This window comes from Pararobbsia alpina, from assembly GCF_902859895.1.
Lineage (GTDB): Bacteria > Pseudomonadota > Gammaproteobacteria > Burkholderiales > Burkholderiaceae > Pararobbsia > Pararobbsia alpina.
The window spans coordinates 22,823-46,546 of record NZ_CADIKM010000013.1; the positions used below are offsets into that span (position 1 = coordinate 22,823).

Annotated in this window: 27 protein-coding genes; 19 read left to right on the forward strand and 8 right to left on the reverse strand. The window is 61.2% G+C overall.

The annotated features are described in order from the left end of the window. Positions 1-18 precede the first annotated feature (18 nt). Complete coding sequence (locus HV670_RS14975) at positions 19-459, forward strand: cupin domain-containing protein (protein ID WP_246257469.1); 441 nt, start codon at positions 19-21, stop codon at positions 457-459. Positions 460-919: 460 nt separating this feature from the next. On the opposite strand, the gene HV670_RS14980 is transcribed toward HV670_RS14975, so the two are convergent. Beyond that, a complete protein-coding gene (locus HV670_RS14980) occupies positions 920-1,237 on the reverse strand; it encodes a YnfA family protein (RefSeq protein ID WP_175105577.1) in 318 nt (105 codons plus the stop codon). A 449-nt stretch (positions 1,238-1,686) separates the two neighbouring features. Here HV670_RS14980 and HV670_RS14985 point away from each other — a divergent pair, with 449 nt between their 5' ends. From HV670_RS14985 to HV670_RS15010, 6 genes are all read left to right on the forward strand, one after another. Continuing rightward, complete coding sequence (locus tag HV670_RS14985; protein WP_175105578.1) at positions 1,687-2,241, forward strand: hypothetical protein; 555 nt, start codon at positions 1,687-1,689, stop codon at positions 2,239-2,241. A gap of 119 nt (positions 2,242-2,360) precedes the next feature. After that, complete coding sequence (locus HV670_RS14990; RefSeq protein ID WP_246257491.1) at positions 2,361-2,813, forward strand: hypothetical protein; 453 nt, start codon at positions 2,361-2,363, stop codon at positions 2,811-2,813. Between the two features lie 248 nt (positions 2,814-3,061). Then, on the forward strand, positions 3,062-4,552 hold the full coding sequence (locus tag HV670_RS14995) for a SulP family inorganic anion transporter (protein ID WP_175105579.1): 1,491 nt from the start codon (positions 3,062-3,064) through the stop codon (positions 4,550-4,552). Positions 4,553-4,671: 119 nt separating this feature from the next. Then, complete coding sequence (locus tag HV670_RS15000; protein WP_175105580.1) at positions 4,672-6,123, forward strand: DNA-3-methyladenine glycosylase 2 family protein; 1,452 nt, start codon at positions 4,672-4,674, stop codon at positions 6,121-6,123. A 42-nt stretch (positions 6,124-6,165) separates the two neighbouring features. Further along, positions 6,166-6,744, forward strand: coding sequence for an NnrU family protein (locus HV670_RS15005; RefSeq protein ID WP_175105581.1), 579 nt, complete (start codon positions 6,166-6,168; stop codon positions 6,742-6,744). A 97-nt stretch (positions 6,745-6,841) separates the two neighbouring features. Further along, entirely contained in the window at positions 6,842-7,267 is a 426-nt protein-coding gene (locus HV670_RS15010) for a hypothetical protein (protein ID WP_175105582.1), read from the forward strand. A gap of 140 nt (positions 7,268-7,407) precedes the next feature. Here the strand turns inward: HV670_RS15010 and HV670_RS15015 are convergent, their stop codons facing one another. Then, positions 7,408-7,863 carry an HU family DNA-binding protein gene (locus HV670_RS15015; protein WP_175105667.1) on the reverse strand — a complete coding sequence of 152 codons (456 nt, stop codon included), beginning with the start codon at positions 7,861-7,863 and terminating at the stop codon, positions 7,408-7,410. 417 nt (positions 7,864-8,280) lie between these two features. Between HV670_RS15015 and HV670_RS15020 the strand changes: the two genes are divergently transcribed. The 6 genes from HV670_RS15020 (at position 8,281) to HV670_RS15045 (ending at position 15,469) form a co-directional block, all read left to right on the forward strand. Then, positions 8,281-9,324 (forward strand): LacI family DNA-binding transcriptional regulator, encoded by a 1,044-nt coding sequence (locus tag HV670_RS15020; RefSeq protein WP_175105583.1) that lies wholly within the window; start codon positions 8,281-8,283, stop codon positions 9,322-9,324. Between the two features lie 70 nt (positions 9,325-9,394). Further along, entirely contained in the window at positions 9,395-10,669 is a 1,275-nt protein-coding gene (locus tag HV670_RS15025) for an ABC transporter substrate-binding protein (protein WP_175105584.1), read from the forward strand. Between the two features lie 101 nt (positions 10,670-10,770). Then, entirely contained in the window at positions 10,771-11,706 is a 936-nt protein-coding gene (locus HV670_RS15030; RefSeq protein WP_175105585.1) for a carbohydrate ABC transporter permease, read from the forward strand. Positions 11,707-11,709: 3 nt separating this feature from the next. Next, the gene (locus tag HV670_RS15035; protein WP_175105586.1) at positions 11,710-12,588 is read left to right on the forward strand and encodes a carbohydrate ABC transporter permease; all 879 of its coding nucleotides are present in this window, start codon (positions 11,710-11,712) and stop codon (positions 12,586-12,588) included. Positions 12,589-12,735: 147 nt separating this feature from the next. Continuing rightward, positions 12,736-14,745 carry a beta-galactosidase gene (locus tag HV670_RS15040; RefSeq protein WP_175105587.1) on the forward strand — a complete coding sequence of 670 codons (2,010 nt, stop codon included), beginning with the start codon at positions 12,736-12,738 and terminating at the stop codon, positions 14,743-14,745. 286 nt (positions 14,746-15,031) lie between these two features. Beyond that, positions 15,032-15,469, forward strand: a complete 438-nt coding sequence (locus HV670_RS15045) for a CHRD domain-containing protein (protein ID WP_175105588.1) — start codon at positions 15,032-15,034, stop codon at positions 15,467-15,469. Between the two features lie 169 nt (positions 15,470-15,638). On the opposite strand, the gene HV670_RS15050 is transcribed toward HV670_RS15045, so the two are convergent. Continuing rightward, on the reverse strand, positions 15,639-16,862 hold the full coding sequence (locus HV670_RS15050) for a type II toxin-antitoxin system HipA family toxin (RefSeq protein WP_175105589.1): 1,224 nt from the start codon (positions 16,860-16,862) through the stop codon (positions 15,639-15,641). Continuing rightward, entirely contained in the window at positions 16,859-17,155 is a 297-nt protein-coding gene (locus HV670_RS15055) for a helix-turn-helix domain-containing protein (RefSeq protein WP_175105590.1), read from the reverse strand. The genes HV670_RS15050 and HV670_RS15055 overlap by 4 nt, the downstream gene beginning before the upstream one ends. On the opposite strand from HV670_RS15055, the gene HV670_RS15060 reads away from it, so the two are divergent. Further along, positions 17,154-17,636, forward strand: coding sequence for a helix-turn-helix domain-containing protein (locus HV670_RS15060; RefSeq protein ID WP_217478428.1), 483 nt, complete (start codon positions 17,154-17,156; stop codon positions 17,634-17,636). The two genes, HV670_RS15055 and HV670_RS15060, sit on opposite strands and share 2 nt — an antisense overlap. Positions 17,637-17,648: 12 nt before the next feature. Next, positions 17,649-17,996, forward strand: coding sequence for a DUF1428 domain-containing protein (locus HV670_RS15065; protein WP_175105592.1), 348 nt, complete (start codon positions 17,649-17,651; stop codon positions 17,994-17,996). A 150-nt stretch (positions 17,997-18,146) separates the two neighbouring features. Here the strand turns inward: HV670_RS15065 and HV670_RS15070 are convergent, their stop codons facing one another. After that, on the reverse strand, positions 18,147-18,302 hold the full coding sequence (locus tag HV670_RS15070) for a hypothetical protein (protein ID WP_175105593.1): 156 nt from the start codon (positions 18,300-18,302) through the stop codon (positions 18,147-18,149). A gap of 36 nt (positions 18,303-18,338) precedes the next feature. Between HV670_RS15070 and HV670_RS15075 the strand changes: the two genes are divergently transcribed. Beyond that, positions 18,339-19,514, forward strand: a complete 1,176-nt coding sequence (locus HV670_RS15075) for a serine hydrolase domain-containing protein (protein WP_175105594.1) — start codon at positions 18,339-18,341, stop codon at positions 19,512-19,514. A gap of 20 nt (positions 19,515-19,534) precedes the next feature. Here HV670_RS15075 and HV670_RS15080 read toward each other — a convergent pair whose 3' ends face one another. From HV670_RS15080 to HV670_RS15090, 3 genes are all read right to left on the reverse strand, one after another. Next, the gene (locus tag HV670_RS15080; protein ID WP_175105595.1) at positions 19,535-20,173 is read right to left on the reverse strand and encodes a 2OG-Fe(II) oxygenase; all 639 of its coding nucleotides are present in this window, start codon (positions 20,171-20,173) and stop codon (positions 19,535-19,537) included. A gap of 150 nt (positions 20,174-20,323) precedes the next feature. Further along, the gene (surE, locus tag HV670_RS15085; protein ID WP_175105596.1) at positions 20,324-21,100 is read right to left on the reverse strand and encodes a 5'/3'-nucleotidase SurE; all 777 of its coding nucleotides are present in this window, start codon (positions 21,098-21,100) and stop codon (positions 20,324-20,326) included. 61 nt (positions 21,101-21,161) lie between these two features. Beyond that, the gene (locus HV670_RS15090) at positions 21,162-21,437 is read right to left on the reverse strand and encodes a hypothetical protein (RefSeq protein ID WP_175105597.1); all 276 of its coding nucleotides are present in this window, start codon (positions 21,435-21,437) and stop codon (positions 21,162-21,164) included. 344 nt (positions 21,438-21,781) lie between these two features. Between HV670_RS15090 and HV670_RS15095 the strand changes: the two genes are divergently transcribed. From HV670_RS15095 to HV670_RS15105, 3 genes are all read left to right on the forward strand, one after another. After that, on the forward strand, positions 21,782-22,105 hold the full coding sequence (locus tag HV670_RS15095) for a type II toxin-antitoxin system RelE/ParE family toxin (protein ID WP_175105598.1): 324 nt from the start codon (positions 21,782-21,784) through the stop codon (positions 22,103-22,105). After that, positions 22,102-22,431, forward strand: a complete 330-nt coding sequence (locus HV670_RS15100; RefSeq protein ID WP_175105599.1) for an addiction module antidote protein — start codon at positions 22,102-22,104, stop codon at positions 22,429-22,431. Before HV670_RS15095 ends, HV670_RS15100 begins: the two co-directional genes overlap by 4 nt. A gap of 326 nt (positions 22,432-22,757) precedes the next feature. Next, positions 22,758-23,720 (forward strand): CobW family GTP-binding protein, encoded by a 963-nt coding sequence (locus HV670_RS15105; RefSeq protein WP_246257470.1) that lies wholly within the window; start codon positions 22,758-22,760, stop codon positions 23,718-23,720. Positions 23,721-23,724 lie beyond the last annotated feature (4 nt).

Consider the following 23,724-nt stretch of genomic DNA (forward strand, 5'->3'; position numbering starts at 1 on the left):
TTGCCAAGCGGCGCAAGCTTGGAATTCGTTGCCGCCCCCTGGATGGAGTGCAAATTGTTTAATTTTTTTGATGTTAAAGAAATAGTCAGTCGATTCCCGGACGAGGCGAGTAGCACAATCGTTGACACCTACCTCACCGACGAAGCCTCTGCAAGCTCAAGAATCTTTCGTGTTTACTACCCGATACCGCGCCACTACCACGAAACGTGCGAAGAGCATCTTTACCTCCTGACCGGAAAGGTGAGCTTTGCAATTGAGGACGAAGCGCCTCGCCTCCTCACGGCGGGCCAGCTCGTCACGTTCGAGCGGAACACCGTACACGCGATCACTGAAATACTGGAGTCACCCGCAGTATTCCTGACGGTCGACGCGCCTCGTCGGGTGCCGACCGATGTCGTCTATGTGAATCCGGAGGACGCAAAAATCCGGCCTTTTGTGACTCACCTCGACGATCAGTAAGCGCTGGACCGTCAGCCAATCAGCCTCAGCGGTCATGCGGGAGACGCCGGATTTCGCGGCATCCGGCAAGGCCCGCTGCGGGTGGTTCGAGCGCATCCGGCTCGCCAGATTGCTTTCGAAAAAAAACCTCGCCGAAGCGAGGTTTCATTCATCACCGGCAGCGGCGTTCCCAGTGGTGGTGAACATGCACTCTGTGACAAACAAGATGGTGGTGATGGTGGTAAGCGTAGGCAGGCGCGATGCTACCGAAGCTCACGACAGCGGCGACGGCGGCAAGGAAGACTTTTTTCATGAAACGTCATACAAGAACGGTTGTGGGATAAAAATCGTAGCAGTCTTTCAAGGTGCTGTCCGGACAGCACCGAACGCATCTGCCTTTTGTTCGACACGCCGAGCACGCGCCGATGCACGACGTGTTCCACCGCCACACTTCTTCTCATCATGTGTAAGCCGGGCACGTTCACTTCGGCTGAAATGCGATCAATCCCATTCCGGCAAGCGTCAGGGCGACGCCAGCCCAATCCCAACTGGTCGGACGAACACCGTCGACGCACCATAGCCAGATGACCGCCACCGAGATATAGACACCGCCGTAGGCCGCGTAGGTCCGACCGGCGGCCGAGGGATGCAGTGTAAGAAGCCAGGCGAACACCGCAAGCGAACATCCGGCGGGAAGGAGCAGCCAGGCACTCGCGCCTTCCTTCAACCATCGATAAGGCAGATAGCACCCCACAATTTCGGCAAGTGCAGTGAGGACGAACAGAGTAAAGGTTTTCATTGGCTGGCGTGAGGTCGCGTCGCGTGGTTGTGGATCGTACTGTTGCAGATCACCCTGTGCGGTACATCGAAGGGGAGATCGCGGCACCCACGCTTTCGGCACCATGATGCCCGAAAATCCCGGCGCCTAACGCTGCAATCCTGTCGCGAAAGGGAAAGTGCAACGTGCGCGCAGAAAAAGTTTTGAGTACATCCATCGTCGCAAGATCAGCGCTGCCACGCTGAATCGCGTTCGGATCTTGCCGCCGCCGCTTTCGGTGGTCGCATGTACCACGTTGGCACTCGAGCCAATCTAATTTGCAATTGATTGCAATTTTCTTTTTCTGTCTTTTAGAAGCTTCCTTCAAAATTCCCCTGCCTGTTGCCTGCTCAGGAAAGAGCGACCTATGCCCTGCCAGGCAACCGGGCACAAAACGAAAGTTATTGGAAAGGCAAAGAAGGGAAGTTGAAATGCAGAGAATGGTTCAACGGCGTCGCTCGAACGCCGTGACGCTTGCCGCGGTTCTGACAGGGGCATTCGTGTGCGGCAGCCTTACCGGTTGCAACTCACTCTATAGCGAAAGCGCGACGACCGGCGCTGGGATCGCAGGCGCGGGGATCGCAGGCGCCGTCACCAGCAACGCGGCGGTGGCGACGGGCATCGGCCTCGGCGTGCTGGCCGGTGCGCGGGCAGGCGTGCAGTACTCCCAGCGGGTGGTCCATACCGATACGCAGAACAAGATCGCCAACGCGGCAGGCCCACTGCCCGTCGGTGGCGTGGCGCCTTATGTCTCGACGCATACTTTTCCCATCGAGCAAGACGAGAAGGGTCGCGTGACGGTCAGCCGCACGATCAGCAGCGGGCCGCTCGACTGCAAGGAAATCGTATTCTCGGTCGATCACGATGCGACCAAGGATCGTCCGGCCGACAGCGCGTTCTATGTGGCCGCGATCTGTCGTGACGGCACCTCATGGAAATGGGCATCAGCCGAGCCCGCCACGCCGCGGTGGGGCGCACTGCAATGAGCGTGGGTGCGGGAAATATCAAGCGGGACTTCATGCAAGGCGTCAAGCTCGACATCAGGCCTGAGCTCAAACGCGGTTTGAGGCTCGCGGTCCTGCTGAGCGCCGCCGCGAGTGCGGCGATGACCAGTGGCTGCGGGTCGATCGGTGCGGCGGCCGGCGCCGTTGCGGGCGTCACGACGGGTATCGTCTCGTCCAATCCCGCAATCGGCATCGGCGTTGGCATCGTGGTGCAGGTCGCAACAGACGAGGCGGTGAATCGGGAAATGAAGTCGCTGCACGGCGATCAGCAGGACGCAATTGCGGTGGCGGCGGGTGCTTCGACGATCGGTCAATCCCAGCCCTGGAGCGTCAAACATGTGCTGCCGGTCGAGAACGGTCACGGCGAGGTGCGGGTGCTGCGTGAGTTCAGCAGCGCGCTGGCGACGTGCAAGGAATTCGCGTTCTCGGTCGCCGACGGCAACGGGCCGAATGCGCACGAAGACTGGTTTGTCGCGAGTACCTGCAAGCAGGTAAGCGGCTGGAAGTGGGCCTCGGCGGAGCCGGCAGTCGCGCGCTGGGGCAATCTGCAATAGCGCCTCACACCATTCGGGCAATGCCTTGTTCATCGACAAGGCGATAATTTTCTTGAGCACCAGAAAAATGCGGCCGCTTCCATGCGCAAGGCATTGCGGAAACCGCCTGAATCGCCTGCTGTAGAATCACGCCTTTTCCGGCAGCCCCGCGCTGCCGCTACGCCATCGCGTCCCGAAGTGGACGTGCATCGGCAAGATGAGCAGGGACGATGTCCTTGCATCAGCGACCGAACCGCCAAGCGCACTCGATGAAAACTGATCGTTCCCGGGCCGGATGGCTCGTCGATGTCCGCAGCAATGTGCTGGCGGGCCTCACGTCCTCGTTCGCCCTGGTCCCCGAATGCATTGCCTTTGCTCTGGTCGCCCAGGTCAACCCGCTCATGGGCCTGTATGGTGCGTTCATCATCTGCACCCTGACCGCGCTGTTCGGAGGCCGGCCCGGCATGATTTCCGGCGCGGCCGGCTCCATGGCAGTGGTCATCGTCGCGCTGGTCGTGCAGCACGGTGCGCAATTCCTACTGGCCACCGTGTTGCTGAGCGGCATCCTGATGGTGATGTTCGGATGGCTGCGCCTCGGCAAACTGATCCGCATGGTGCCGCACCCCGTGATGCTCGGCTTCGTCAACGGCCTCGCGATCATCATTGCGATGGCCCAGCTCGAGCATTTCAAACAGCTGACGACACACGGCATGCAATGGCTGCACGGCCCTGCACTGTGGATGATGTGCGGCCTCGTTGCGCTGAGCGTTTTCATCGTCTGCGTTCTGCCGCGGCTCACCAGGGCCGTGCCGCCGGCCCTGGTCGCGATCGTCGGGGTCGGGCTGCTTGTCCAACTGTTACATCTGCCGACACGCACGCTCGGCGATATGGCGCATATCGCGGGTGGCCTGCCCGATCTTCGGCTTCCGGGGGTGCCCCTGACTCTGGACACCTTGTACATCGTGCTGCCCTACGCGGTGTTGATGGCGATGGTCGGCTTGCTTGAGACCCTGCTGACCTTCAACCTGACCGACGAGATCACCGGCACGCAGGGCAGGCCCAATCGCGAATGCGTGGCGCTCGGCGCGGCCAATATCGTCTCGGGCCTGTTCGGCGGCATGGGCGGATGCGCCATGATCGGCCAGACCATGATCAACCTCGGTTCGGGCGGCCGCACGCGGCTTTCCGGCGTGACCAGCGGCATCATGATCCTGATGTTCATCCTGTTCCTGTCACCGTTGATCGAACGCATTCCGCTCGCCGCGCTGGTTGGCGTGATGTTCGTCGTGGCCCAGCAGACATTTGCCTGGGGCTCGCTGCGGGTATTGGGCAAGGTACCGCGCAACGATGCGCTGGTGATCGTCGCCGTGACCATCATTACCGTCTTCTCCGACCTGGCCATCGCCGTACTCTGCGGCATCGTCATTGCCGCACTGAATTTCGCGTGGCAGCATGCGCACGAAATCCATATGAATATCGAAGCGGGTCCCGCCGGCGATAAAACCTATCGCCCGCGCGGTACCCTGTTTTTTGCTTCAACGGCCTATTTCCAGTCGGTCTTCGACCCGGCGCAGGATCCGCCGCGCGTCACGCTCGACTGCCGCGATCTGCACCTCGCGGATCATTCGGCCATTGCCGCTCTCGAAGGCCTCTACGAGCGTTACGCGAAGGTGGGTAAGCAACTGCATGTCGAGAATCTGTCAGAACGGAGCTATCGCCTGCTGCAGCAGGTCGGAATCAAGTTCGAGACGGCGCCTTGAACCGATGTCATTCTGATGTGACGGGTGTTGTCACGGAGTCATTCCGGCGTCGTGAGATGCGTCCATACTCATGTCCGGATCTGGCTAGAACAGGTGCGCCATTTTGTTAGAGTAGCGCCATGCAACTCGATCCCGATACCTGCTACGAGACGCTGCTCGCTAGAGACCGCCGCTTCGACGGCTGGTTTTTCGTGGGCGTGTCGTCGACCGGGATCTATTGCCGGCCGGTGTGTGCGGTGCGCACCCCGAAGCGCCGCAACTGTCACTTCTTTCCGAGCACGGCCGCGGCCGAAAAGGCCGGTTTCCGCCCGTGCTTGCGATGCCGGCCCGAACTCGCGCCAGGTCATGGACTGCTCGATCTGTCGAGCGGACTCGCCCAGGCCGCCGCTGCACTCATAGAAGAAGGCTTTCTGAACGAGGGGAGCGTCGAGCAACTCGCGCAGCGTGTCGGCGTGACAGGGCGGCATCTGAGGCGAATCTTCCATCTCGAGTTCGGCGTGTCGATGATCGACTTCGCCCAGACGCAACGCCTCCTGATGGCCAAGCGCCTGCTCACGGATACATCGCTGCCCGCCGCTGCCGTGGCGCTCTCCGCGGGGTTCGGCAGCGTCAGGCGCTTCAACGACCTGTTCCAGAAACGATATGGCCTGAACCCGATGCGCTTCCGGCAGGACAGCAGCTGCGCCGAAGCCGGCACCCTGACCTTTCCGCTCGCCTATCGTCCTCCGTTCTCGTGGCAGGGCGTGCTCGAGTTCCTCGGCTTTCGGCAGATCGACAAGGTCGAATACGTCGACGAATCGATCTACGCACGCACCGTCGAAATCGTGCGGCGAGACGGCAAGCATGTGGCCGGCTGGATCAGCATCGCGCATGCGCCGCAACGCTATGCCATCGAGGTCACGCTCTCTTCTTCGCTCACCCCTGTGATTGCCGAGGTGCTCGCTCGCGTACGACGGGTTTTCGATCTCGGGTCCCGTCCCGATCTGATCGACTTGCACCTCGGTGAGCTTGCCGCCGGATTGCCCGGCATGCGCGTGCCGGGCGGCTTCACGGGCTTCGAGATCGCGGTGCGGGCCATCGTCGGTCAGCAGATATCCGTCCCGAACGCTCGCACGGTGTTGTCGCGCATCGCTACGCGTTTCGGCTTGAGTGTCGAGGGTGCGCCCTTTGGCCTGTTGCCGACATTTCCGTCGGCGCCCGCCCTGGCGTCTGTATCTCCCGATCTGTTGCGCGAGACAGGTATCACGCGGATTCGTGCCGAAGCCATCGTCGCCCTGGCGAACGAGGTGGCAAGCGGTCGCATCGCCCTCGAGCCCATGGCCCCTCTCGAAGACACACTCGCCGCCCTTCGCGGCATACGGGGCATCGGCGAATGGACCGTCCAGTACATCGCGATGCGCGCGCTTGCCTGGCCAAACGCTCTCCCGGAAGGCGACGCCGTCCTGATGAGGCATCTCGGCTTCTCGCAGACGGCAGCCTTGAAGCAGCACGCCTCTCGCTGGGAGCCGTGGCGGGCGTATGCCACACTACATGTCTGGCGCCTTGCGGAGCAGGCGAAACTACACCGTTGAGATAAGATAGATCACCCTCGCCAATGAACGAAGGAGATCCGCATGATCTATCTGCTTGCAGGCCTGATCGTCTTTCTGGGTGCGCACTCGATTCATCTCTTCGCGAATGACTGGCGTGTCGCGCAAATCGAACGGCTCGGCCGACGGCGATGGAAAATGCTCTACGCGCTGACCTCGGTCGTCGGCCTCGTGCTGATCATCTGGGGCTTCGGCGTCGCGCGACGCGAAGCGAGCATGCTCTGGTTCCCGCCCGTCGGATTGCACCACGCGACCGAGCTTTTCACCCTGATCTCCTTCATCCTGCTTACCGCCGCGGACGTGCCGCGCAACCCATTCAAGGCATGGGTCCATCATCCGATGGTACTCGGCACGGCCATCTGGGCGCTGGGCCACCTGCTATCCAACGGCAGTTCGGCCGACATCCTCCTGTTCGGCGCCTTCTTCATCTGGTCGACAGCTTCGTTCGTCGTCAATCTTCAGCGCGATCGGCGCGACGGCATCCTCTATCCCGCAGGGACGCCCCGCGGCGCGATCATCACGGTCGTGGCCGGCATCGTCGCGTGGATCGTCTTCGCTTTCTGGCTCCATGGTCCGCTGATCGGCGTGCGCCCGTTCGCTTAAGCTTCAGTCGAACTTGCTGTTTCGAACGACGGAGAAACCGGATGTCCCGCACATCCGGGTAAAATTCAGCGTCCTAATGTTGTGCGGAAGCGATTAAATGGATATTCAGAAGCAGCTCGACCAACTTGCCCAGCGCGTCAACAGTCTCTCCGTCGACGCCGCGGCCGAGGCAGTACGCACCGAAGCGCCGGCCGCGCAGCCACCGAGGCTGCAGATTGCACGGCCAGCCCAGAACGTCATCACGATGACGATTGCTGGCCAGACGGTCTCACTCGGCCCCCATGACATATCCGAAATGATCGATCAACTCGCACAGGCCCGCACAACGATGCTGCCTGAAGTGCCGATGTCGGTCGCCCCAGGTAAGCCCTTCGCGGCAACCAAAGATCCACTCATCGCCTCGCAGACCGTCGGCAACGGTGAGAAGTTGCTCGTGCTGCGCCACTCGGGCTATGGCTGGGTGCCGTTCTCATGTTCGCCGCGCATGCTCGTCGACCTGCTCGCCGTCCTCTCGCGCAAATAGCCGCCCGGCATTCGCCACCGAAACACCCCGCCCTCCTGCCGGTAGAAACAAAAATGGCCGCCGGATTCATCGAGAATCCGGCGGCCATTCCAGCCTTGTGCCGCGACTACCGGCTCAGGCCAGCATCACATCGGCAGCGTTCAAGCCGCGGCGTCCTTGAGCTTCTTCAGCGGACGCAGCTTGACCTTGACGGTCGCCGGCTTGGCCGGGAACCAACGCTCTTCGCCCGAGAACGGGTCCTTGCCGAAGCGCTTCTTCTTTGCCGGCACGTTCTGCACAACGACCTTCAACAGGCCCGGCAGCGTGAACTCGCCTGCGCCCTTCTTGTTGACGGCACCCAGTACCGTCGCTTCAAGATGCGCGAGCACCGACTTCACAGCCTTCGCCTCGAGTTGCGTCTGTTCGACGAGATGCGCAACCAGGCTCGACTTGTTGAACACATCCTTCAGCGGACGCGGTGTAGCAGCAACGGCTGCCTTCTTCGCCGGCACGGTCTTCACCGCAGCTTTCTTGGCCGGAGCCGCCTTCTTTGCCGGAGCCTTCTTGGCAGCAACTTTGGTTGCTGTCTTAGCGGTCGCAGTAGATTTGGTCGCCATATAGAAAAGAGTTTGGTTTAGTTGGATCAGCGCGCCGCATCGCCGGAAATCGGCTCCCCATTGCGCTGGCAAAATAATAGCGGAAACACCGCGCTGCGCATCATCTGTTCGCATCGAGGTGACGGTTTTTTTCATCAAAAGGGGGTACAGGAGCCCACTTTTCACGTCTTGGAGCGAAGTGCTCTGGATTTTGCAGCTTTTTTATCCCTCCTGTTTTGCGCAAGCATGACCTTCGATGGACCCCGCCTGGACCTCGATCGGACCTCCACGGGCCGGCCATCGACGCGCATGCCCCGGCCCCTCCGGTATCGGGAAAACACCGTGTTGACCCTCTTGCCCTTGCCCTTCTAGACTCGCACATGCGTTTGAGTTAACCGATTAACAAAGCTTGTAAACCCAACTCCGTCCTTCCATCCGATGCGAGTCACCCTCCGCGATATCGCCACCCGTGCGGGCGTCACCAAGGCCACCGTCTCGTATGCAATGTCGGGCAAGCCCAATGTCAGCGCGGACATGCGCGTGCGCATCCTCGACATCGCGCGCGAACTCGGCTATCAACCCAACGTCACGGCGCGCGCGCTATCGGTCGGCCGCGCGCCGACGCTTGCATTGATGGTCGAGAACATTGCGAACCCGTTCTATCCCGAATTCGCACTCGCAGTCGAACGAGCTGCGCGCGAGCGGGGGCATTTTCTTCTGATATGCAATACCGATGCGGACCCTGACATTGGCCGCACCTATCTGCGGCGCATCGCCGGCCAGCTATCCGAAGGGATCGTCGCGATGGCGGGCCATCTGCGCATCGATGACATCGCCGCCGTCAACCAGTCGGGCGTGCCGGTCGTCGTCTGCATGTGGGAAGAACCGGAAATCGCACCGCCCGCACCGTGTGTGACGGTCGATTTCGCGCACGCGGCGGCGATCGCGGCCGAGCACCTGTTGTCGCTCGGACACCGGCGTATCGGCGTGCTTGTCGACGGCGATGCGCATGAGCTTCATCATCAGCGCCGCCTTGGAGGATTCATGCACACCATGCACGCCGCGGGAATCGACATCGATGCCAGCCATATCGTGCGCGCACCCGACACGATTGCGAGCGGCAAGCAGGCCGCGCGTGCACTGCTTGCTACCGCGCCCTCGCTGACGGCCATCTTCGCCACCAACGATCTGCTGGCGCTGGGCGCGCTGCGCGCGGCCCATGAGATGCGCATCAAGATCCCGCAACAGTTGTCGGTCATCGGCATCACCGATATCCGCGCCGCATCCGAGTCCTACCCGGCGCTCACGAGCGTCGCCGTGCAGACGCGCGAGGTTGCCGCGCATGCCATCGATCTGCTGCTCGGTCTGATCGACGGGACCATCCCGGTGGCCCCCCCGCCGCTGATCATCACGCCGTCGGCCTCGCAACTGATGGTGCGTGAATCGACGGCCCCGCCCCGCAGATCCCGAAACAGTGAATAAGACGGCTCATCGCCCACTCGCTGCCATGCAGTGCCCACCCACTGCTCACCAACCCAGGAGACACGACTTCATGCAAGCTTCACACTGGCGCGCGCTCGCGCCCACACTGCTCGGTGCGCTCGTCGCACAAGCCGCCATGCCCGCGCATGCGGCGCCCATCGAGCTCACCTATTGGAGCTGGAACGACGACGCGAAGCTCGTCGACAAATACAATGCCGCGCATCCGAACGTGCATATCAAGTTCGAGAAGGTGCCCGCGAATGACTACGATGCGAAGCTGCTGACCGCCACCAAGGCCGGCACTGCGCCCGACGTGATGCTCGATCAGTACCAGTACATCCCCACCACCGTGACGGGTGGTGCGCTCGAGAACATCGGGCCGCTCGGCGTCGACGCGCTCAAGGCACGCTACCCCGCCTGGGTCTGGAATCAAGTCCATCTCGGTGACGGCACCTACGCGGTACCGATCGACATCGGCCCGGTCGCGCTGGCCTACCGGACCGACATCTTCGCTAAGTACCACCTCGATGTGCCGAAGACCTGGGCCGACTATGCGAAGGTCGCCGAGAAGCTGAAGGCTGCCGATCCTGACGTGAACATCAGCGCGTTCCCGACGAACAATCCGGAGGCTTTCGCCACCCTCGCTTCCCAGGGTGGCGGGCACTGGTTCAAGGCAGGCTCGGATTCGTGGCAGGTCGCCGTAAACGATTCCGGAACGAAGAAGGTCGCGGCTTACTGGCAGGACCTGATCAGCCGCAAGCTGGTACTCGCCGAGCCCGTCTGGAGCGACGCGTGGTATAGCCAGTTGCAGAACGGCAAGCTCGCGACGTGGCTCGCACCGGCATGGGGTCCGGCCTTCCTGTCGTCAATCGCATCGGGCACCGCTGGCAAGTGGAAGATCGCGCCGATGCCGGTCTGGAATGCAGCGCAGCCGGTCGCGGCGAATCTCGGCGGCTCGGCGATCGCGGTCAGCACCGGCTCGAAACACAAGAAGGAAGCTGGGGACTTCGCGATCTGGTTCGGTAGCGACCTGCAAGGCAGCATCTGGCCGCAAGCGGATGCAGGCACGAATTTTCCGGCACAGCCCGGCGGCTTGACAGCCTCGGTGCTGAACCGGCCCTTCGCGTTCTTCAGCGGCCAGCCCGTCAACCAGGTCTATGCGGAGGCGGCGAAGACAGTCGACGGTTCGTGGCAATGGCCGCCTGACCTCAACAAGCTGATGCAGAGCATGTCCGACGGCTTCGGCAAGGTGGCCGGCGGCAGCTCGACGCTGCCCGCAGTACTCGATGCAACACAAGGTGTGGTGGTCGGCGACCTGAAGGCCCAGGGCATCGCGGTCAAGTAGACCCGCCACACCTCCCGAAGCGGGGCGGTGCCGGTCGAGACACCTCAATACCCTGCCGCCCCGCGGTCATCGCTCATACCCAAGTAAGTGGAATCCGCACCATGAGCACCACCGTCACCGCCTCTCAGGTTGGAATCACGCCGCAGCGCACGCGCAGGCGGCCGAACCCGGCGCCGTATCTGTTTATGCTGCCTTTCGGGCTGCTGTTCGTCCTGTTCTATATCGGACCGATCGCCTACGCCGCCTATTCGAGCCTTTTTCAGATGAAGCGCAGCGGGCTCGGTTTCGGCACGGCCAGACTGACATTCGTCGGTGCGGATAACTATCTACGCGCGTTGGCCGACCCCGGCTTTGTCAACGGCATCACACGCGTGTTGACCTACGGCGTCGTGCAGGTGCCGGTCATGCTAGGCCTCGCGCTCGCGATTGCGCTCGTACTCGACGAGTTGACGACATGGATCGGGCGCTTTGCGCGCGCCGCGGCGTTCCTGCCTTATACCGTGCCCAGCGTAGTCGGCGCGATGATCTGGGGTTTCCTGTACGAGCCTTCGCTGAGCCCGGTGATCAAGCTGATCCACCAGTGGCATTTGGCCCAGCCGGACTTCCTTTCAGGTGACGCGATTCTCTGGTCGATCGCGAACATTGCGACCTGGCAGTGGACGGGCTACAACATGCTGATTCTGTTCGCCGCACTGCAAACCCTACCACGCGAACACTACGAGGCCGCACGCATCGACGGCTGCAACGGTCTGCGGCTTGCATGGCATATCAAGATTCCAGCGATCCTGCCAGCGCTCGTGATGAACGCCCTCATGTCGATCATCGGCACGCTCCAGCTGTTCAACGAACCGGCCATCCTCAAGCAGATCTCGACCAGCGTCAGCGCCGATTTCACGCCGAATCTCTATGCGTACAACGTCGCGTTCGCCAACAACGACTACCACTATGCAGCCTCTCTCGCGGTGATGCTCGCGCTGGTGACGTTTGCCTTCTCATATCTGTTCATGCGGCTCGTACGCCGCTATTCGGGAGTCTGACGGATGGCGACAGTCATTGCATCCTCGTCTACGGGCAGCCTGCGCAGACAGGTTCTGCCCGGCCTGTTTCTGTTCGCCGTATCGACGTACTTTCTGCTGCCGCTCTACTGGCTCGGCATCGCGTCAACCAAGTCGACGGGCGATCTGTTCTCGTCGCCAGGGTTCTGGTTTGGGGGGCGCCCGCATCTGCTCGTGAACCTGCATACGCTCTTTACCCATGGCGACGGCATCTTCATCCGCTGGATGGGCAACAGCCTGCTCTACTCGGTCGCCGGCGCGGGCATCGCGGCGCTACTTTCCGCGCTGGCGGGCTATGCGATCGCGCACTACGCATTTCGCGGCCGCGATGCAATGTTCGCCGTGGTCCTCGGAGCGATCCTCGTACCCTCGACCGCACTCGTCCTGCCGCTCTATCTGTTGATGAGTGCGACCGGGTTGACCAATACCATCTGGGCCATCCTGCTGCCGAGCTGTGTCAGCCCATTCGGCGTCTATCTCGCGCGAATCTTCGCGGCGTCCAATGTGCCGGTCGATTTGCTCGAAGCCGCGCGTATTGACGGGGCAGGCGATTTCCAGATCTTCTGGAAAATTGCATTTCCGCTGCTCGGGCCTTCGCTCGTAACCGTGTTCCTGTTCCAGTTCGTGGCGATCTGGAACAACTATTTCCTCGCGCTCGTGATGCTCAGCGATGCGCACCTGTACCCCGTCACGCTCGGCCTCGAGGTCTGGAGCACGGTCACCACGAACGGATCGGGCGAGACCTTCGATGCGGGCCTCGTGATCACCGGCGCGCTCGTCTCGATCCTGCCGATGCTGCTCGGTTTTGTGTTTCTCCAACGTTTCTGGCGCAGCGGACTGACGAGCGGTGCTGTCAAGGCTTGAGCCAATGCCTGGAGCAAGGCTGCGGTCAGGGCTGCGAACAGCGCGCTCCGATCTGATCCTCGATCCGGGCACGGGGACAGGCTTCGGTCGGCAAACACACCACGAACGCACTACGGCTTCGCCACTACACAATAAGGTTCAATTCCAATGATCTACGGTTGTGCGTGGTACCCCGAACACTGGCCCGAATCACACTGGGCACAAGACCTGAAGCTGATGCGCGAGGCGCGCATGAACATGGTGCGGATCGCCGAGTTCGCCTGGAGCTCGATCGAGCCGGAGGAGGGCCGCTATGAGCTCGACTGGATCGAGCGCGCGATCGAAGCCGCCGCCGCCGAGGGCTTTGCCGTCGTACTCGGCACGCCGAGCGCCGCACCGCCCGCCTGGCTGACCGAACGCTATCCGGACGTGTTCGCGGTCGGTCCGAGCGGGATCCGCCGCAAGCCTGGCTCGCGTTGCGCATATGCCCCGGCGAGCGCGACCTACCGGCGCTTCGGTGCGGCAGTCGCCAAGGCGATGGCCAAGCGCTTCGGCAACCATCGCTCGGTGATCGGCTGGCAGATCGACAACGAGTATAAGAGCGTTTCGCACGACGACGATACGCGCGCTCAGTTCCAGCAGTGGCTCGCTCGCAAGTACGGTAGCCTCGCCGAACTGAACCGGCGCTGGTGCACGGTCTACTGGAGTCAAGAATTCAGCGCGTGGACACAGATCCCACTGCCTGTGCGCACCGCGGATACCTTTCCCGACGAGCACTATCACCCTGCCCTGCAACTCGAGTGGAAGCGTTTCCAGAGTTATCTTTACCGCGGCTTCCAGGCTGCGCAGATCGATGCGATCCGCGCCCATGCCGACGCGCGGCAACGGGTCACGCACAACTTCATGGGTTTCTTCGACCTGTTCGATCACTATGAGGTCGCGGCCGATCTCGATTTTGTATCGTGGGACAGCTATGTGCCGCTCTCGCGTCCCGATCCGTTCGCAAACGGTGCGTCGCACGACCTGATGCGCGGTCTCAAGCGTCGCAATTTCTGGCTGATGGAGACGCAGCCCGGCTTCGTCAACTGGCGGCCGGCCAACAACACACTCGATCCGGGTGAAGTTCGCACACTCGCCTGGCATGCGATCGGCCACGGTGCCGATGCGGTCGCCTACTGGCAATGGCGCAGCGCACTCAACAGCCAGGAGCAGTATCACGGTACGATCCTCGCGGCCGACGGGACACCCAGACCGATCTACAGCGAACTCGCGGCGCTCGGTGCCGAGCTGGAAAAAATCGCGCCTGTGCTCGAGGGAAGCGACCCGCAACCGTCGATCGGTTTGCTCCATAGCTACGACAGCCGATGGGCGCTCGATATCCAGCGGCACAATCAGGCGTTCGATCCCTTGCTCCAGATGGTCGAGTGGTACCGGCCATTGCGGGAACTCGGCCATGACGTTGAGATCGTGCACCCCGACGCAGCGCTCGACGCGTTTCAGCTCATCGTCGCGCCGAGCTTGCATATTGTCGAACCCTCGATGGTCGTCGCCCTGCACGCTTTCGTCGCACGTGGCGGCCATCTCGTCCTCGGGCCGCGCACCGGCGTGAAAGACGTCGACAACGCGCTGTTTCCGATGCGCGGTCCGGGTCCGCTGGGCGAATTGTCGCCTGCACGCGTCGTGGAATTCTATGTGCTTGACGAGACCATTGCGATTCAAGGGTCGGCCGGTTGCGGACGCGCCCGGATCTGGGCCGACTGGCTCGAGCCGGTGAGCGCCGGGGCGGACGTCCTGCTGCGCTACGAGCAGGCAGGCACGTGGGTCGACGGCAAGGCCGCAGCCATCACCCATACGCTCGGCAAGGGACGCGTGACCCTGCTCGGGACCTGGCTCGATCATGCGACCATGCTGTCGCTGATGCGAAGGGTCGTCGGATGGTCAGGATTGGGGGCGGGTTCGCCCTGCGGCGAGCCGCCCACGGGCGTCGAGATCTGCCGTCGCGTGAAAGGAGCGGACGAGGTCTGGATCGCAATCAATCACGGACGCGAGCACCACACGCTGCGGTTCAATGAGCCAATGAAGGATTTACTTGGGGGCGCGCAGGGCGCGGCGCTCGGCCTTGGCGCACTATCCGTGCTGGTGCTTCAACGCGCGGCAACGTTTGCTCATCAACTGTAGCTGCACGAAGTCGCAAATCCTTTTTGGCCCGCGGTACGCACTGCGGACTCGGTTAGCGAGCTAACGCCTGCAGGGCGGCGAACTGAAATGTCCTAGGCCTCGCGCCGCCGCGCTGCAATGCGTGTTCAGTCATGAAACGAGCATGCGACTATGATAGTGTTCCTGAGCACATCGCGTCGGCGGAAAGCTTGTGTTGCCGTGTGTCGGCTTGTTCCGACAGGTGATGGATTCACGCACGCTTTTGCGCCGGCCCTGCACGTTCGATGTTCCACTTCTGGAGACGCATATGAGACTCGTTCGCTTACTGGGTGCCGCTGCCCTGACCTTCAGCCTCGTCGCACCTGCCCTCGTTTCAGCCAAGACCGTCGACCTCAAGGCCGACCTGCTGTCGTCGACCGAAGTCCCACCCAATACCAGCAAAGGCCATGGCCGACTCCAGGGCACCTACGACACGTCGTCGAAGACCCTGACATGGAAAGTGTCCTATGCGGACCTTTCCGGTCCCACAACGGCTGCACACTTCCACGGGCCCGCGCCTGCCGGCCAGAATGCAGGCGTCGTGATTCCGATCCCAAAGGATGGACTCGCGAGCCCGATCGAAGGCAAGGCGACCCTGACAGAGCAGCAGGAAAGCGATTTGATGAGCGGCAATTGGTACTTCAACGTTCACACCGCCCAGAACCCGGGTGGCGAAATCCGCGGTCAGGTCGAAGCGGCGAAGTAAACCGGCGAGAAGCTGGCTAAGCGTCAAGACCGTGCGCCTTGACGATGGTTGCGGGCCGCAACGATGCGTCATGGCAGGTTGACGCGTCGTTGCGGCCCGAATCGTATGTGCGGTCCGAACAGATGATCGACTTTTTGCTTGGCAGCGAGACGATTTCCGCCTGAAGTCGTTATCGTGACCCACGCTTACCGTAGAGGGCTTCCAACTCACGATCTACAAGGACGAAGCACCGGCAGAGGTCGATATCGCGTCCGGTCACGCCTGAATGACGGAACCGCTCAGGCCAATGTGCGAGTATCGCAAGCATTCTCTCTACCTCGGCAATCGCTTCGCCTTTGGTCAACATGAAGCGACCCGCGTCTGACAGTACGTTTTCGACCGATGGCTCATGGTCACGCAACCCCACGCGCAATTGCTGATATCCGATACCCTGGAGCTGCGGCTGAATGTCGTATGCCGGCGAAAGCTTCCATTTGCCGCGGGCGTTCAGAAATGCGTGATTCTTCTCGTGGTCATCGGTGTTCTCCATCAGCACGTTGAACGTCATTCGCTGAAAAAGTTGAAGACAGTCTCTCTTCGATTCTGGCGAGAATCGTCGTGCCACCTCGGCAAGCTCTGAGTACGCGATGTTTTCGATGCCTATGCCTTGCGCAAGCAACAGCGTCTTCGCACTGGCAAAGTGCCGTCGTGCACCTGACGCGTCTCGATCAAACCGTTCCACCAGAAGAATATTCTTCCCTCGAATGGCGACCAATCGGGACTCCGGCACATCGATACCGCATTCACGCGCCAGCCGTAGCGATGCATGCTCGATGGCCGCAACGTCGACTTCGTCACCTTCCGCGGGAAACTTGGCTATCCAGTAACGCCCCTCTTCCTGGATGATAGCTTTGGGGCGCGCGCCACCGACACTCCGGCCCGGTTGCAGCAGCCACCGAAGCCGCTCGTCAATCGTCTCATGTGTTTCAATCGCATGGGCAGCACCCGACAGCGCTTCGAGATCAGCACCGTAGAAAGCCTGGTCCGTGGGCGTGTCATAGCTCGTAGCCGACCATGAGAAAGCGAGTGCACCGATTCGATCTTCGCCGGCCAGCGCCAGGTAGTCGATCGGCGATCTTCGTGCGGGGCGAAAGGCCGTTTCGATCACGCGGCGTCCCCATCGATCCGGTCCCGCATCCTCGAAAACCGGATGAATGTCCTCGCCCTGCGGCGGTTCAAACTCACCAGCTCGCAACGGCAAGTCAGGTGTGAGGGCAAACGCTTCCCGATAAGCTAGCCAGTCTTCCGAGTACGAAAACAAACAACGTCGTCCGCCTATCAGGTCAAGCCTCCCGCATGGGCGGGGTGACAATGCCTCTGGCGGGTAGATCCATACGAACAGTTCGTTGTTCATCGCTTGCTCTGCTTTCCACCGGTCAGGTTACGCAACTCCAGCATCAAGGCAGTTTCGTCGGCGGCGGGGTCTGCAATCGTGCCGAGAAACTGAACGCGCCCGATCAACCACAACGCGGACGCATACACGCCCATGGACACGGTCGGATCCCCTTTTTCCATTTTCTGTAGCGTCGGCACGGAGACCTGCATGCGTTCGGCGAATGCGGCAAGCGTATCGTGCCGCCGCTTTCGTGCGACGCGCAGATGCTCCCCGAGCGTACGTAGGGCGCGCTCGACGGGTGCAGGGAGCATGTCGGCAGCGGTTGATCGCCTGGGCATAAAGAATAGAACCAAAAAACCGCGAAATGTGAAACTATTATTTATGATAGTTCAAGAGGTAGGTAGAGGCAAGGAAATGCCGCTGCGCATCGAAAGGGCTTTCGGAACCGGGATGGATCATCTGTTGCGGATGCAGATCGCCTACGACCTCGCACAGGCTCGCCGCCACAAAAGCGAGATCAAGGTGGCCCGCTATTTCCCGCATCGGCGTAATCCACCTATCGCACTTTTCCCTTCAAAGAATCCGGCGAGACTCGCCATTAGTCATCGTTTGCAACAGGGGCGACAGAGGGCGTCTTTCCATCGAATCTCGCCTATGCTTCAGGCAATCTCTTGGAAGGACCGCGAAGGTGTCGATTTCGCGGCATGTCGTTCGTCGTGCATGCAGGGCGGTGATGTGGCGCGGGTGTCATGCCCGGTGATGTCGCTTTGCTTCCCTATTTTTCTGACCTAACGGAGATGTTTCATGACTTACATCGATGGATTTTTGGTCGCCGTACCCACGGACAAACGCGAAACGTACAAGCAGCATGCCGAAGCGGCGGCGGTCGTCTTCAAGGACCACGGTGCCCTGAAGCTGGTCGAGTGCTGGGGAGACGACGTCCCCGAGGGAAAGTTGACGTCCTTCCCGATGGCAGTCAAACGCAAAGATGACGAAACCGTGGTGTTCTCGTGGATCCTCTGGCCTTCGCGTCAGACACGGGACGAAGGCATGAAGGCCTCGATGGCCGACCCCCGGCTCCAGCAGGACTCCATGCCGTTCGACGGCAAGCGGATGATTTACGGCGGATTCGAGGTGATCGTCGACGTGTGACGGCAAGCGGACCGGACAGGGTCTTTGGAAGTGACGTCGGCCCCCGGCGCCGCGCCATCGAAGATGCTTAGCGATGAAATGCGCGGTCTGCGTCATGCACAGCGCAGCACCGCGTCCGTCTCCGCCTCGCAAAGGCAATTCACCGACGACCTATACATGGACGAGGTCGCGAATCTCCACTTCGGGATTCACGTCGGCTTCCTGGTCGACACCTTCGATCTCGAACCCGAACTCGGTGTTGTATTTTTCGATAAACTTGAGCCGCATGAAGGCACCATGAATACGGTCCAGGATGAGTCGATCCATGTCTCATTCGCAGGACCGACACAACAAGGATAACGAATGGGCAGCAGAACAAGCGATGTACAACAACGGCTGTCGAGCGGCACGACGGCCCCCGGCTTCGAGCCAGTGAAACTCCAGCTCGATGCCTATCTCCTCGAAGACGCAGCGTACAGCGCGCAGCTCGCGGTGTACTGGAAGGACAAGCTTGTAGTCGACCTCGTCGGGGGCGCGGATCTCGAGTCGACTTCCGTGACCGGCGTTTTTTCCTCATCAAAAGGGGTTGCCGGCATCGTCATCGCGATGCTCGTGCAGCGGGGCGATCTCGATCTGGATGCACCCGTCGCCGCCTACTGGCCGGAGTTCGAGGCACAGGGAAAGGCATCGATCACCGTGCGTCAGCTCCTGTCGCATCGCGCGGGTCTGCTCGGCGTCCACCCTTCATTCAAGCGTGACGAGATCCTGAACTCCGAACAGGCCGCCGCGCGGCTCGCATCGAGCCACCCGCAGTGGCTACCGGGCAGCACATTCGGCTACCATGGCTTGACGATTGGCATCTTCATGGAAGAACTCGTCCGCCGCATCACGAACCGCTCGCTGCAAGCGTTCTACGAGACGGAGATAAGAAAGCCCAGGGACATCGATTTCTATCTGGGCTTTCCCGCTGCCGAAGAACACCGCTACCGTTCTCTGCTTCCCATGAAGCCGACAGCGATACAGCAAGCCGCCATGGATCAGGGACCGAGTTCGAACGACAGCCTGGCAAGTCTCACTTTCAACGTTCTGCACAGCTCGGCTACGCTGCTGGATGGCGAGTTGTCTCCGAACCATCGCGAAGTCCGGGCCGCTGGACCGTCGGCCGTCGGCGGCATCGGTTCGGCCCGCGGTCTCGCCGCCGTGTACGCCGCGGCAACGGGCAATGTCGGAGGACCCAGGCTTCTCGACGAAACGACCGTCTCGAAGTTCAGCCAGCAGCAGTCATGGGGGCACGACCGGGTCCTGAACATGGACATGTGCTTCGGCGTGGTGTTTACGAAGCCGCACCCTCGCGTGGAATTCGGCAGCTACCAGGCGTTCGGACACGACGGAGCGGGCGGAGCCATCGGGTTTGCCGATCCGCTCTACGGTACGGCCTTCGGCTACATTCCGAATCCCATGCAATATCCGGGAGGCGCGGACCCCAAGGCCGTGCGGCTTTCGCAGATCGTGCGGTCCTGTGTGCAGCTTCTCGCCTGAGCGGGGGAACGCCGGCGGCGTCAGGAGCGGACTCTGAACCATCCTGTGAGCGAGGAACGGCCGCGAGTCGCGGGTAAGACTTCGTGCAACATGTCGGCGGATAGGAACACCGCGAGGCGGCCGCCGACGGGCAAGATGTCGTGCGTGACCCGCCCTTGCGGATGCAGCCGCAACGCGCCGCCGTGATCGGGTAGCCAGTTCGCGTTCAGATAAACGACGATGGACACGCTGCGGCTGTCGTCGTGCCGGAACCGGTCACGGTGTGGCCGGTACGAAGCGCCTGGCGGGTAGAACGCGAAGTGAGTCTCGTAGTTGTCGAGCCCCAGGAAGAGCTCGCGGTTCAACACGACGCGCAGCGTTTCGAGGATCGCCAGATACCGGTCGCAGGCGAGGGATTGGCCCGCCTCCAGCCACTTGATGCGGTCGCCGCGCAGTTCGGGCCGCAATGATCGGTCCGTGCCCTGGCTGACACGCGCCTGCATGAGCGCGCCGGCTGCCTCAAGCGCCGCACACTCCGACGCGAGCGCGCGCGTCAGATCCGGTGGAAGGAAGTCGTCCTGCTCCGACCAGCCGTGATCGTGAAGGGCAGCCGCGATGCGCTGATACCCTTCATCTCCGGGTGCATCGACATGCGCCGCCGCTAAGTGTGATCGGCTCACTGTGTATTCCTTCGAACGAAGGTACTGGCCAAGGATTCGGACGGTCGCCCGAGGCGGGATATCGGCGAGGCGGGGTTAAGCTGTGCGTAAGATAGAAACACTGGCTTGTGATGGTTCCGGCGATAAGAAACAGAGTATCAAAACCGGCGGCTACAACGCGCCGGCGAGGACGGCGAGCGTACGCTCATCGGTCCGCTCGAAATGCAACGGCGTGACTGACACACGCCCCGAAGCGACGACGGAGGTTTCGCTGTCAGCGGTGTTTTCGAGGCGGCCGCGATTGAAGCTCAGCCAATGATAGGGAAGACCGCGGGGATCGGTCTCCTGCAGCACTTCAATCCCCGTGACGAGCCCGTGGCCCTGACGGCTCGGCGTAAGAGGTCCGGCTGCGGCGGCATCGATATCGGGAAAGTTCACGTTCAGACAAGTCGGCGCATCGTGGGAGATGGCGAGCAGTTGCCGGATGACACCCGGTGCGAGCGCGCGCGCGGTATCCCAGCGCACATTGTCGCGATCACGGAATGTCAGGCTCAGCGCAATCGACGGCAGGCCGAGCAGCAGGCCCGTCATTGCCGCGCCGACCGTCCCGGAAAACATCGTTTCGACGCCGAGATTACCGCCGCGATTGATACCGGAAAGCACGAGTGCGGGTGGCGCGTCACGCATCAGATGACGTGCGGCCATCACGACGCAGTCACCGGGGGTGCCTGCGACACCGAAGCGTCGCTCGCCCTGACGGCTCACTCGCAACGGTGAATGCAGGCTGATCGAATGCGAGGTGCCGCTCTGGTCATGTTCAGGCGCGACGACCCAGACCTCGTCCGCGATTTCAGCGGCAACCGCTTCGAGCACGGCGAGCCCCGGAGCATCAATACCATCGTCATTGGTCAACAGCACGCGGGACACGCGGGTTTCCTTGGCAGACATCGCAACGCTCTCCTTATCTGATCGGTCATGGGACAGCGTTCGATTATTGCAGATTGATCGCCTACTTCATGCAGCGCACACCCGCGCTGCCGGATATTTCGACTCCGTTGAGCAAGCAGTCCTTGTCGGTCGGCGGTTGCCAGCCGTGTTCCGTCATTCTCCCCGGCTGCGCAGCGCGGTGCGCGCCCCACCCTGTGGTGAAACTCGCTCCTGTGGGAGCGCCGACACCCGAGCCGGCACGCTGCGAATCTCGATCGTTGCCGGACGATTGCGCTTGCACTGCAACCGCCGTGCAAGCGAGCAGTCCTGTAAGAAGTGCGGTTTTGATGGCTTTCATGGCATTGTTCAATCGAACTCGAGTGGTCGCGCAAAGCGTCGTCAGCGTCGATCGCCGGGCTGACGCGGACGCTATGTCGGTCGAAAGTGTAGCCGGAATCAATCCCTCCTAAGCCTATCCGGAGCTTTGCCGCGACTCGCCTGATTTCGCACGCGCCTTCGACTGATCGCCAGACCGACAGGCCCTCCGTAGCATCTCAAAACGACAGAGCAAGCTCTAGCCGTTGTGTCCTCCAGTCTTTCCCGATCTCCAGCCAAACGCGAGCGCCGCGCTCGGCCGGCAATCCGTTGAGGTGGCCCCTTTCTTTTGCAGGAGCAGTAACTTTTAAGTTACAATGAATTCTCGTGATCGAACTTTTCCGATATCAATGTGAAGATGGCCGGGAGCCGCTGACTGACTGGCTCGGTGCGCTGCGCGACAAGGTTGCGCGGGCACGTATAAATTTGCGGTTACGCCAACTACAGGCGGGCAATCCCGGTGATTGCGAGGCAGTCGGGGAAGGTGTGATGGAGTTGCGCATTCATATTGGTGCGGGCTATCGCATCTATTGCGGGCGCTGCGGTGATGCAATCATGATTCTTCTGTGCGGCGGTGACAAAGGCTCACAGGCAGCCGACATCAAGCGGGCGCACAGATACTGGAAAGACTGGAAACGGAGGCGAGCATGAGCAAGATCAAGGCAGCGGTATCGCATCATGAGCGAGAAATCGCTGAACTGCGAGCAGACCGTGAACTCGCGATTGAATACCTGAAAGCTGCAATGGAAGCGCTGGACAACCCAGATGATCGGGCAGGTGGCCTGCTGGCGTTGCGTGCCGTCGCAGAGGCCAATGGTGGCCTGGCGGCCGTGGCCACGGAAGCGGGGATCAGCAGGGAGGCGCTTTACCGCGCTCTATCGCCAACAGGCAATCCTACGTTGAGGACGTTACTGGCTGTCCTCAAGACAGTCGGCATGCGTCTTTCGGTTCAACCCGAGGAGCCTGTGAAAGTGTGAGTCTTTGCCAGCAGCCTGCAAAATTACCGCGGCGCTGGCCCCCTGCAACAGGCTGCCCTGACCCCCTTCACCTCGCGCACCGTAGCTGAGCACGATCGGCACCGATGCACCAAAATGCGACGCTCACTCCGCTCGCCGCTCATCCCAGGCCTTGTCCTTTTTTGATAGTTCTTACAAGGATGGACAAGAAGCCCGTGCATTCGAGACAAACTCAGTGTTGTTGGAGACACACTTCCAAAGCGGGCCCAATCCTCGCTTTATGAAACACAGTCCTCCTCAATTCTGCGAAAGTCATGACCCGTTTGCGTGTACCGAGAAAGATTCCTGTGACAGTCATCTCCGGCTTTCTTGGCGCTGGAAAGACAACATTGGTCAATCACCTGATCCAACAGTATTCAGGACACATTGGAATTGTTGTCAACGAATTCGGAGAGGTCGGTATCGATGGACAGCTCATCGTCGCCGAAGAGCAGGCCCTGATCGAGATCAACAACGGCTGCGTATGTTGTACGGTACGCGCCGACCTTGTCAGCAGCGTGAAAGAGCTGCTGGCAAGGACGCAACAAGACGGCGCAACGCCGATTGAACGCCTCATCGTCGAAACCTCGGGTCTTGCCGACCCGGCACCGGTTCTTCAGACCTTCCTTGCCGACCCCGATCTGCGTGAGGGTGTCGAACTGGAATCCGTCGTGACCGTCGTCGACGCCGTCAACCTCAAGCAACAGTTGAATGACGAGATTGCCCGAGAACAAGTGGCCTTCGCTGACGTTGTCCTGGTGAACAAGATCGACCTGATTGACGATCGCGAACTCGCCGCCATCGAGCAGGAAGTTCGTTCCCTGAACCCGACTGCCGCAATCATCACCTCGACCCGTTCCCAGGTTCACCCGGACGTCCTGCTCGGCGTTCGCAGGTTCTCACTACCCGCATTGCTTGCGATTGAACCCGACCTGCTTGACGAGGCAGCACACGACCACGAGCACGATACCTCGATTCAATCATGCGCTCTCGTTGAAAACGGCGACCTTGATGCCACGAAGTTCAACTGGTGGATCAACCAGCTCGTACAGGAGCACGGTCAGCAATTGATGCGGATGAAGGGCGTGCTGAATCTCCATTCAGAACCCCGACAGTTTCACTTCCATAGTGTGCACATGCTCGTCGAGGCACGGCCTGGACGGGCCTGGCGCAAGGACGAACCGCGCAACAACAAGTTTGTGTTCATCGGTCGCAATCTGGACCTGCCCAGTCTGCGTACGTCGTTTCTAAGCTGTTTGCACCCCCAGTAATTAC

What these genes read in the sequence shown, in the direction of transcription:
- HV670_RS14985 (WP_175105578.1), top strand. Translation starts at nt 1,687, where the DNA reads ATGCAGAGAATGGTTCAACGGCGTCGCTCGAACGCCGTGACGCTTGCC.
- HV670_RS14980 (WP_175105577.1), bottom strand. Translation starts at nt 1,237, where the DNA reads ATGAAAACCTTTACTCTGTTCGTCCTCACTGCACTTGCCGAAATTGTG.
- HV670_RS15100 (WP_175105599.1), top strand. Translation starts at nt 22,102, where the DNA reads ATGAGCAAGATCAAGGCAGCGGTATCGCATCATGAGCGAGAAATCGCT.
- HV670_RS15060 (WP_217478428.1), top strand. Translation starts at nt 17,154, where the DNA reads ATGTCGGCAGCGGTTGATCGCCTGGGCATAAAGAATAGAACCAAAAAA.
- HV670_RS15010 (WP_175105582.1), top strand. Translation starts at nt 6,842, where the DNA reads ATGGATATTCAGAAGCAGCTCGACCAACTTGCCCAGCGCGTCAACAGT.
- HV670_RS15090 (WP_175105597.1), bottom strand. Translation starts at nt 21,437, where the DNA reads ATGAAAGCCATCAAAACCGCACTTCTTACAGGACTGCTCGCTTGCACG.
- HV670_RS15045 (WP_175105588.1), top strand. Translation starts at nt 15,032, where the DNA reads ATGAGACTCGTTCGCTTACTGGGTGCCGCTGCCCTGACCTTCAGCCTC.
- HV670_RS15050 (WP_175105589.1), bottom strand. Translation starts at nt 16,862, where the DNA reads ATGAACAACGAACTGTTCGTATGGATCTACCCGCCAGAGGCATTGTCA.
- surE (WP_175105596.1), bottom strand. Translation starts at nt 21,100, where the DNA reads ATGTCTGCCAAGGAAACCCGCGTGTCCCGCGTGCTGTTGACCAATGAC.
- HV670_RS15075 (WP_175105594.1), top strand. Translation starts at nt 18,339, where the DNA reads ATGGGCAGCAGAACAAGCGATGTACAACAACGGCTGTCGAGCGGCACG.
- HV670_RS15040 (WP_175105587.1), top strand. Translation starts at nt 12,736, where the DNA reads ATGATCTACGGTTGTGCGTGGTACCCCGAACACTGGCCCGAATCACAC.
- HV670_RS15030 (WP_175105585.1), top strand. Translation starts at nt 10,771, where the DNA reads ATGAGCACCACCGTCACCGCCTCTCAGGTTGGAATCACGCCGCAGCGC.
- HV670_RS15070 (WP_175105593.1), bottom strand. Translation starts at nt 18,302, where the DNA reads ATGGATCGACTCATCCTGGACCGTATTCATGGTGCCTTCATGCGGCTC.
- HV670_RS15000 (WP_175105580.1), top strand. Translation starts at nt 4,672, where the DNA reads ATGCAACTCGATCCCGATACCTGCTACGAGACGCTGCTCGCTAGAGAC.
- HV670_RS15015 (WP_175105667.1), bottom strand. Translation starts at nt 7,863, where the DNA reads ATGGCGACCAAATCTACTGCGACCGCTAAGACAGCAACCAAAGTTGCT.
- HV670_RS15025 (WP_175105584.1), top strand. Translation starts at nt 9,395, where the DNA reads ATGCAAGCTTCACACTGGCGCGCGCTCGCGCCCACACTGCTCGGTGCG.
- HV670_RS14995 (WP_175105579.1), top strand. Translation starts at nt 3,062, where the DNA reads ATGAAAACTGATCGTTCCCGGGCCGGATGGCTCGTCGATGTCCGCAGC.
- HV670_RS15020 (WP_175105583.1), top strand. Translation starts at nt 8,281, where the DNA reads ATGCGAGTCACCCTCCGCGATATCGCCACCCGTGCGGGCGTCACCAAG.
- HV670_RS15065 (WP_175105592.1), top strand. Translation starts at nt 17,649, where the DNA reads ATGACTTACATCGATGGATTTTTGGTCGCCGTACCCACGGACAAACGC.
- HV670_RS15055 (WP_175105590.1), bottom strand. Translation starts at nt 17,155, where the DNA reads ATGCTCCCTGCACCCGTCGAGCGCGCCCTACGTACGCTCGGGGAGCAT.
- HV670_RS14990 (WP_246257491.1), top strand. Translation starts at nt 2,361, where the DNA reads ATGACCAGTGGCTGCGGGTCGATCGGTGCGGCGGCCGGCGCCGTTGCG.
- HV670_RS15005 (WP_175105581.1), top strand. Translation starts at nt 6,166, where the DNA reads ATGATCTATCTGCTTGCAGGCCTGATCGTCTTTCTGGGTGCGCACTCG.
- HV670_RS15035 (WP_175105586.1), top strand. Translation starts at nt 11,710, where the DNA reads ATGGCGACAGTCATTGCATCCTCGTCTACGGGCAGCCTGCGCAGACAG.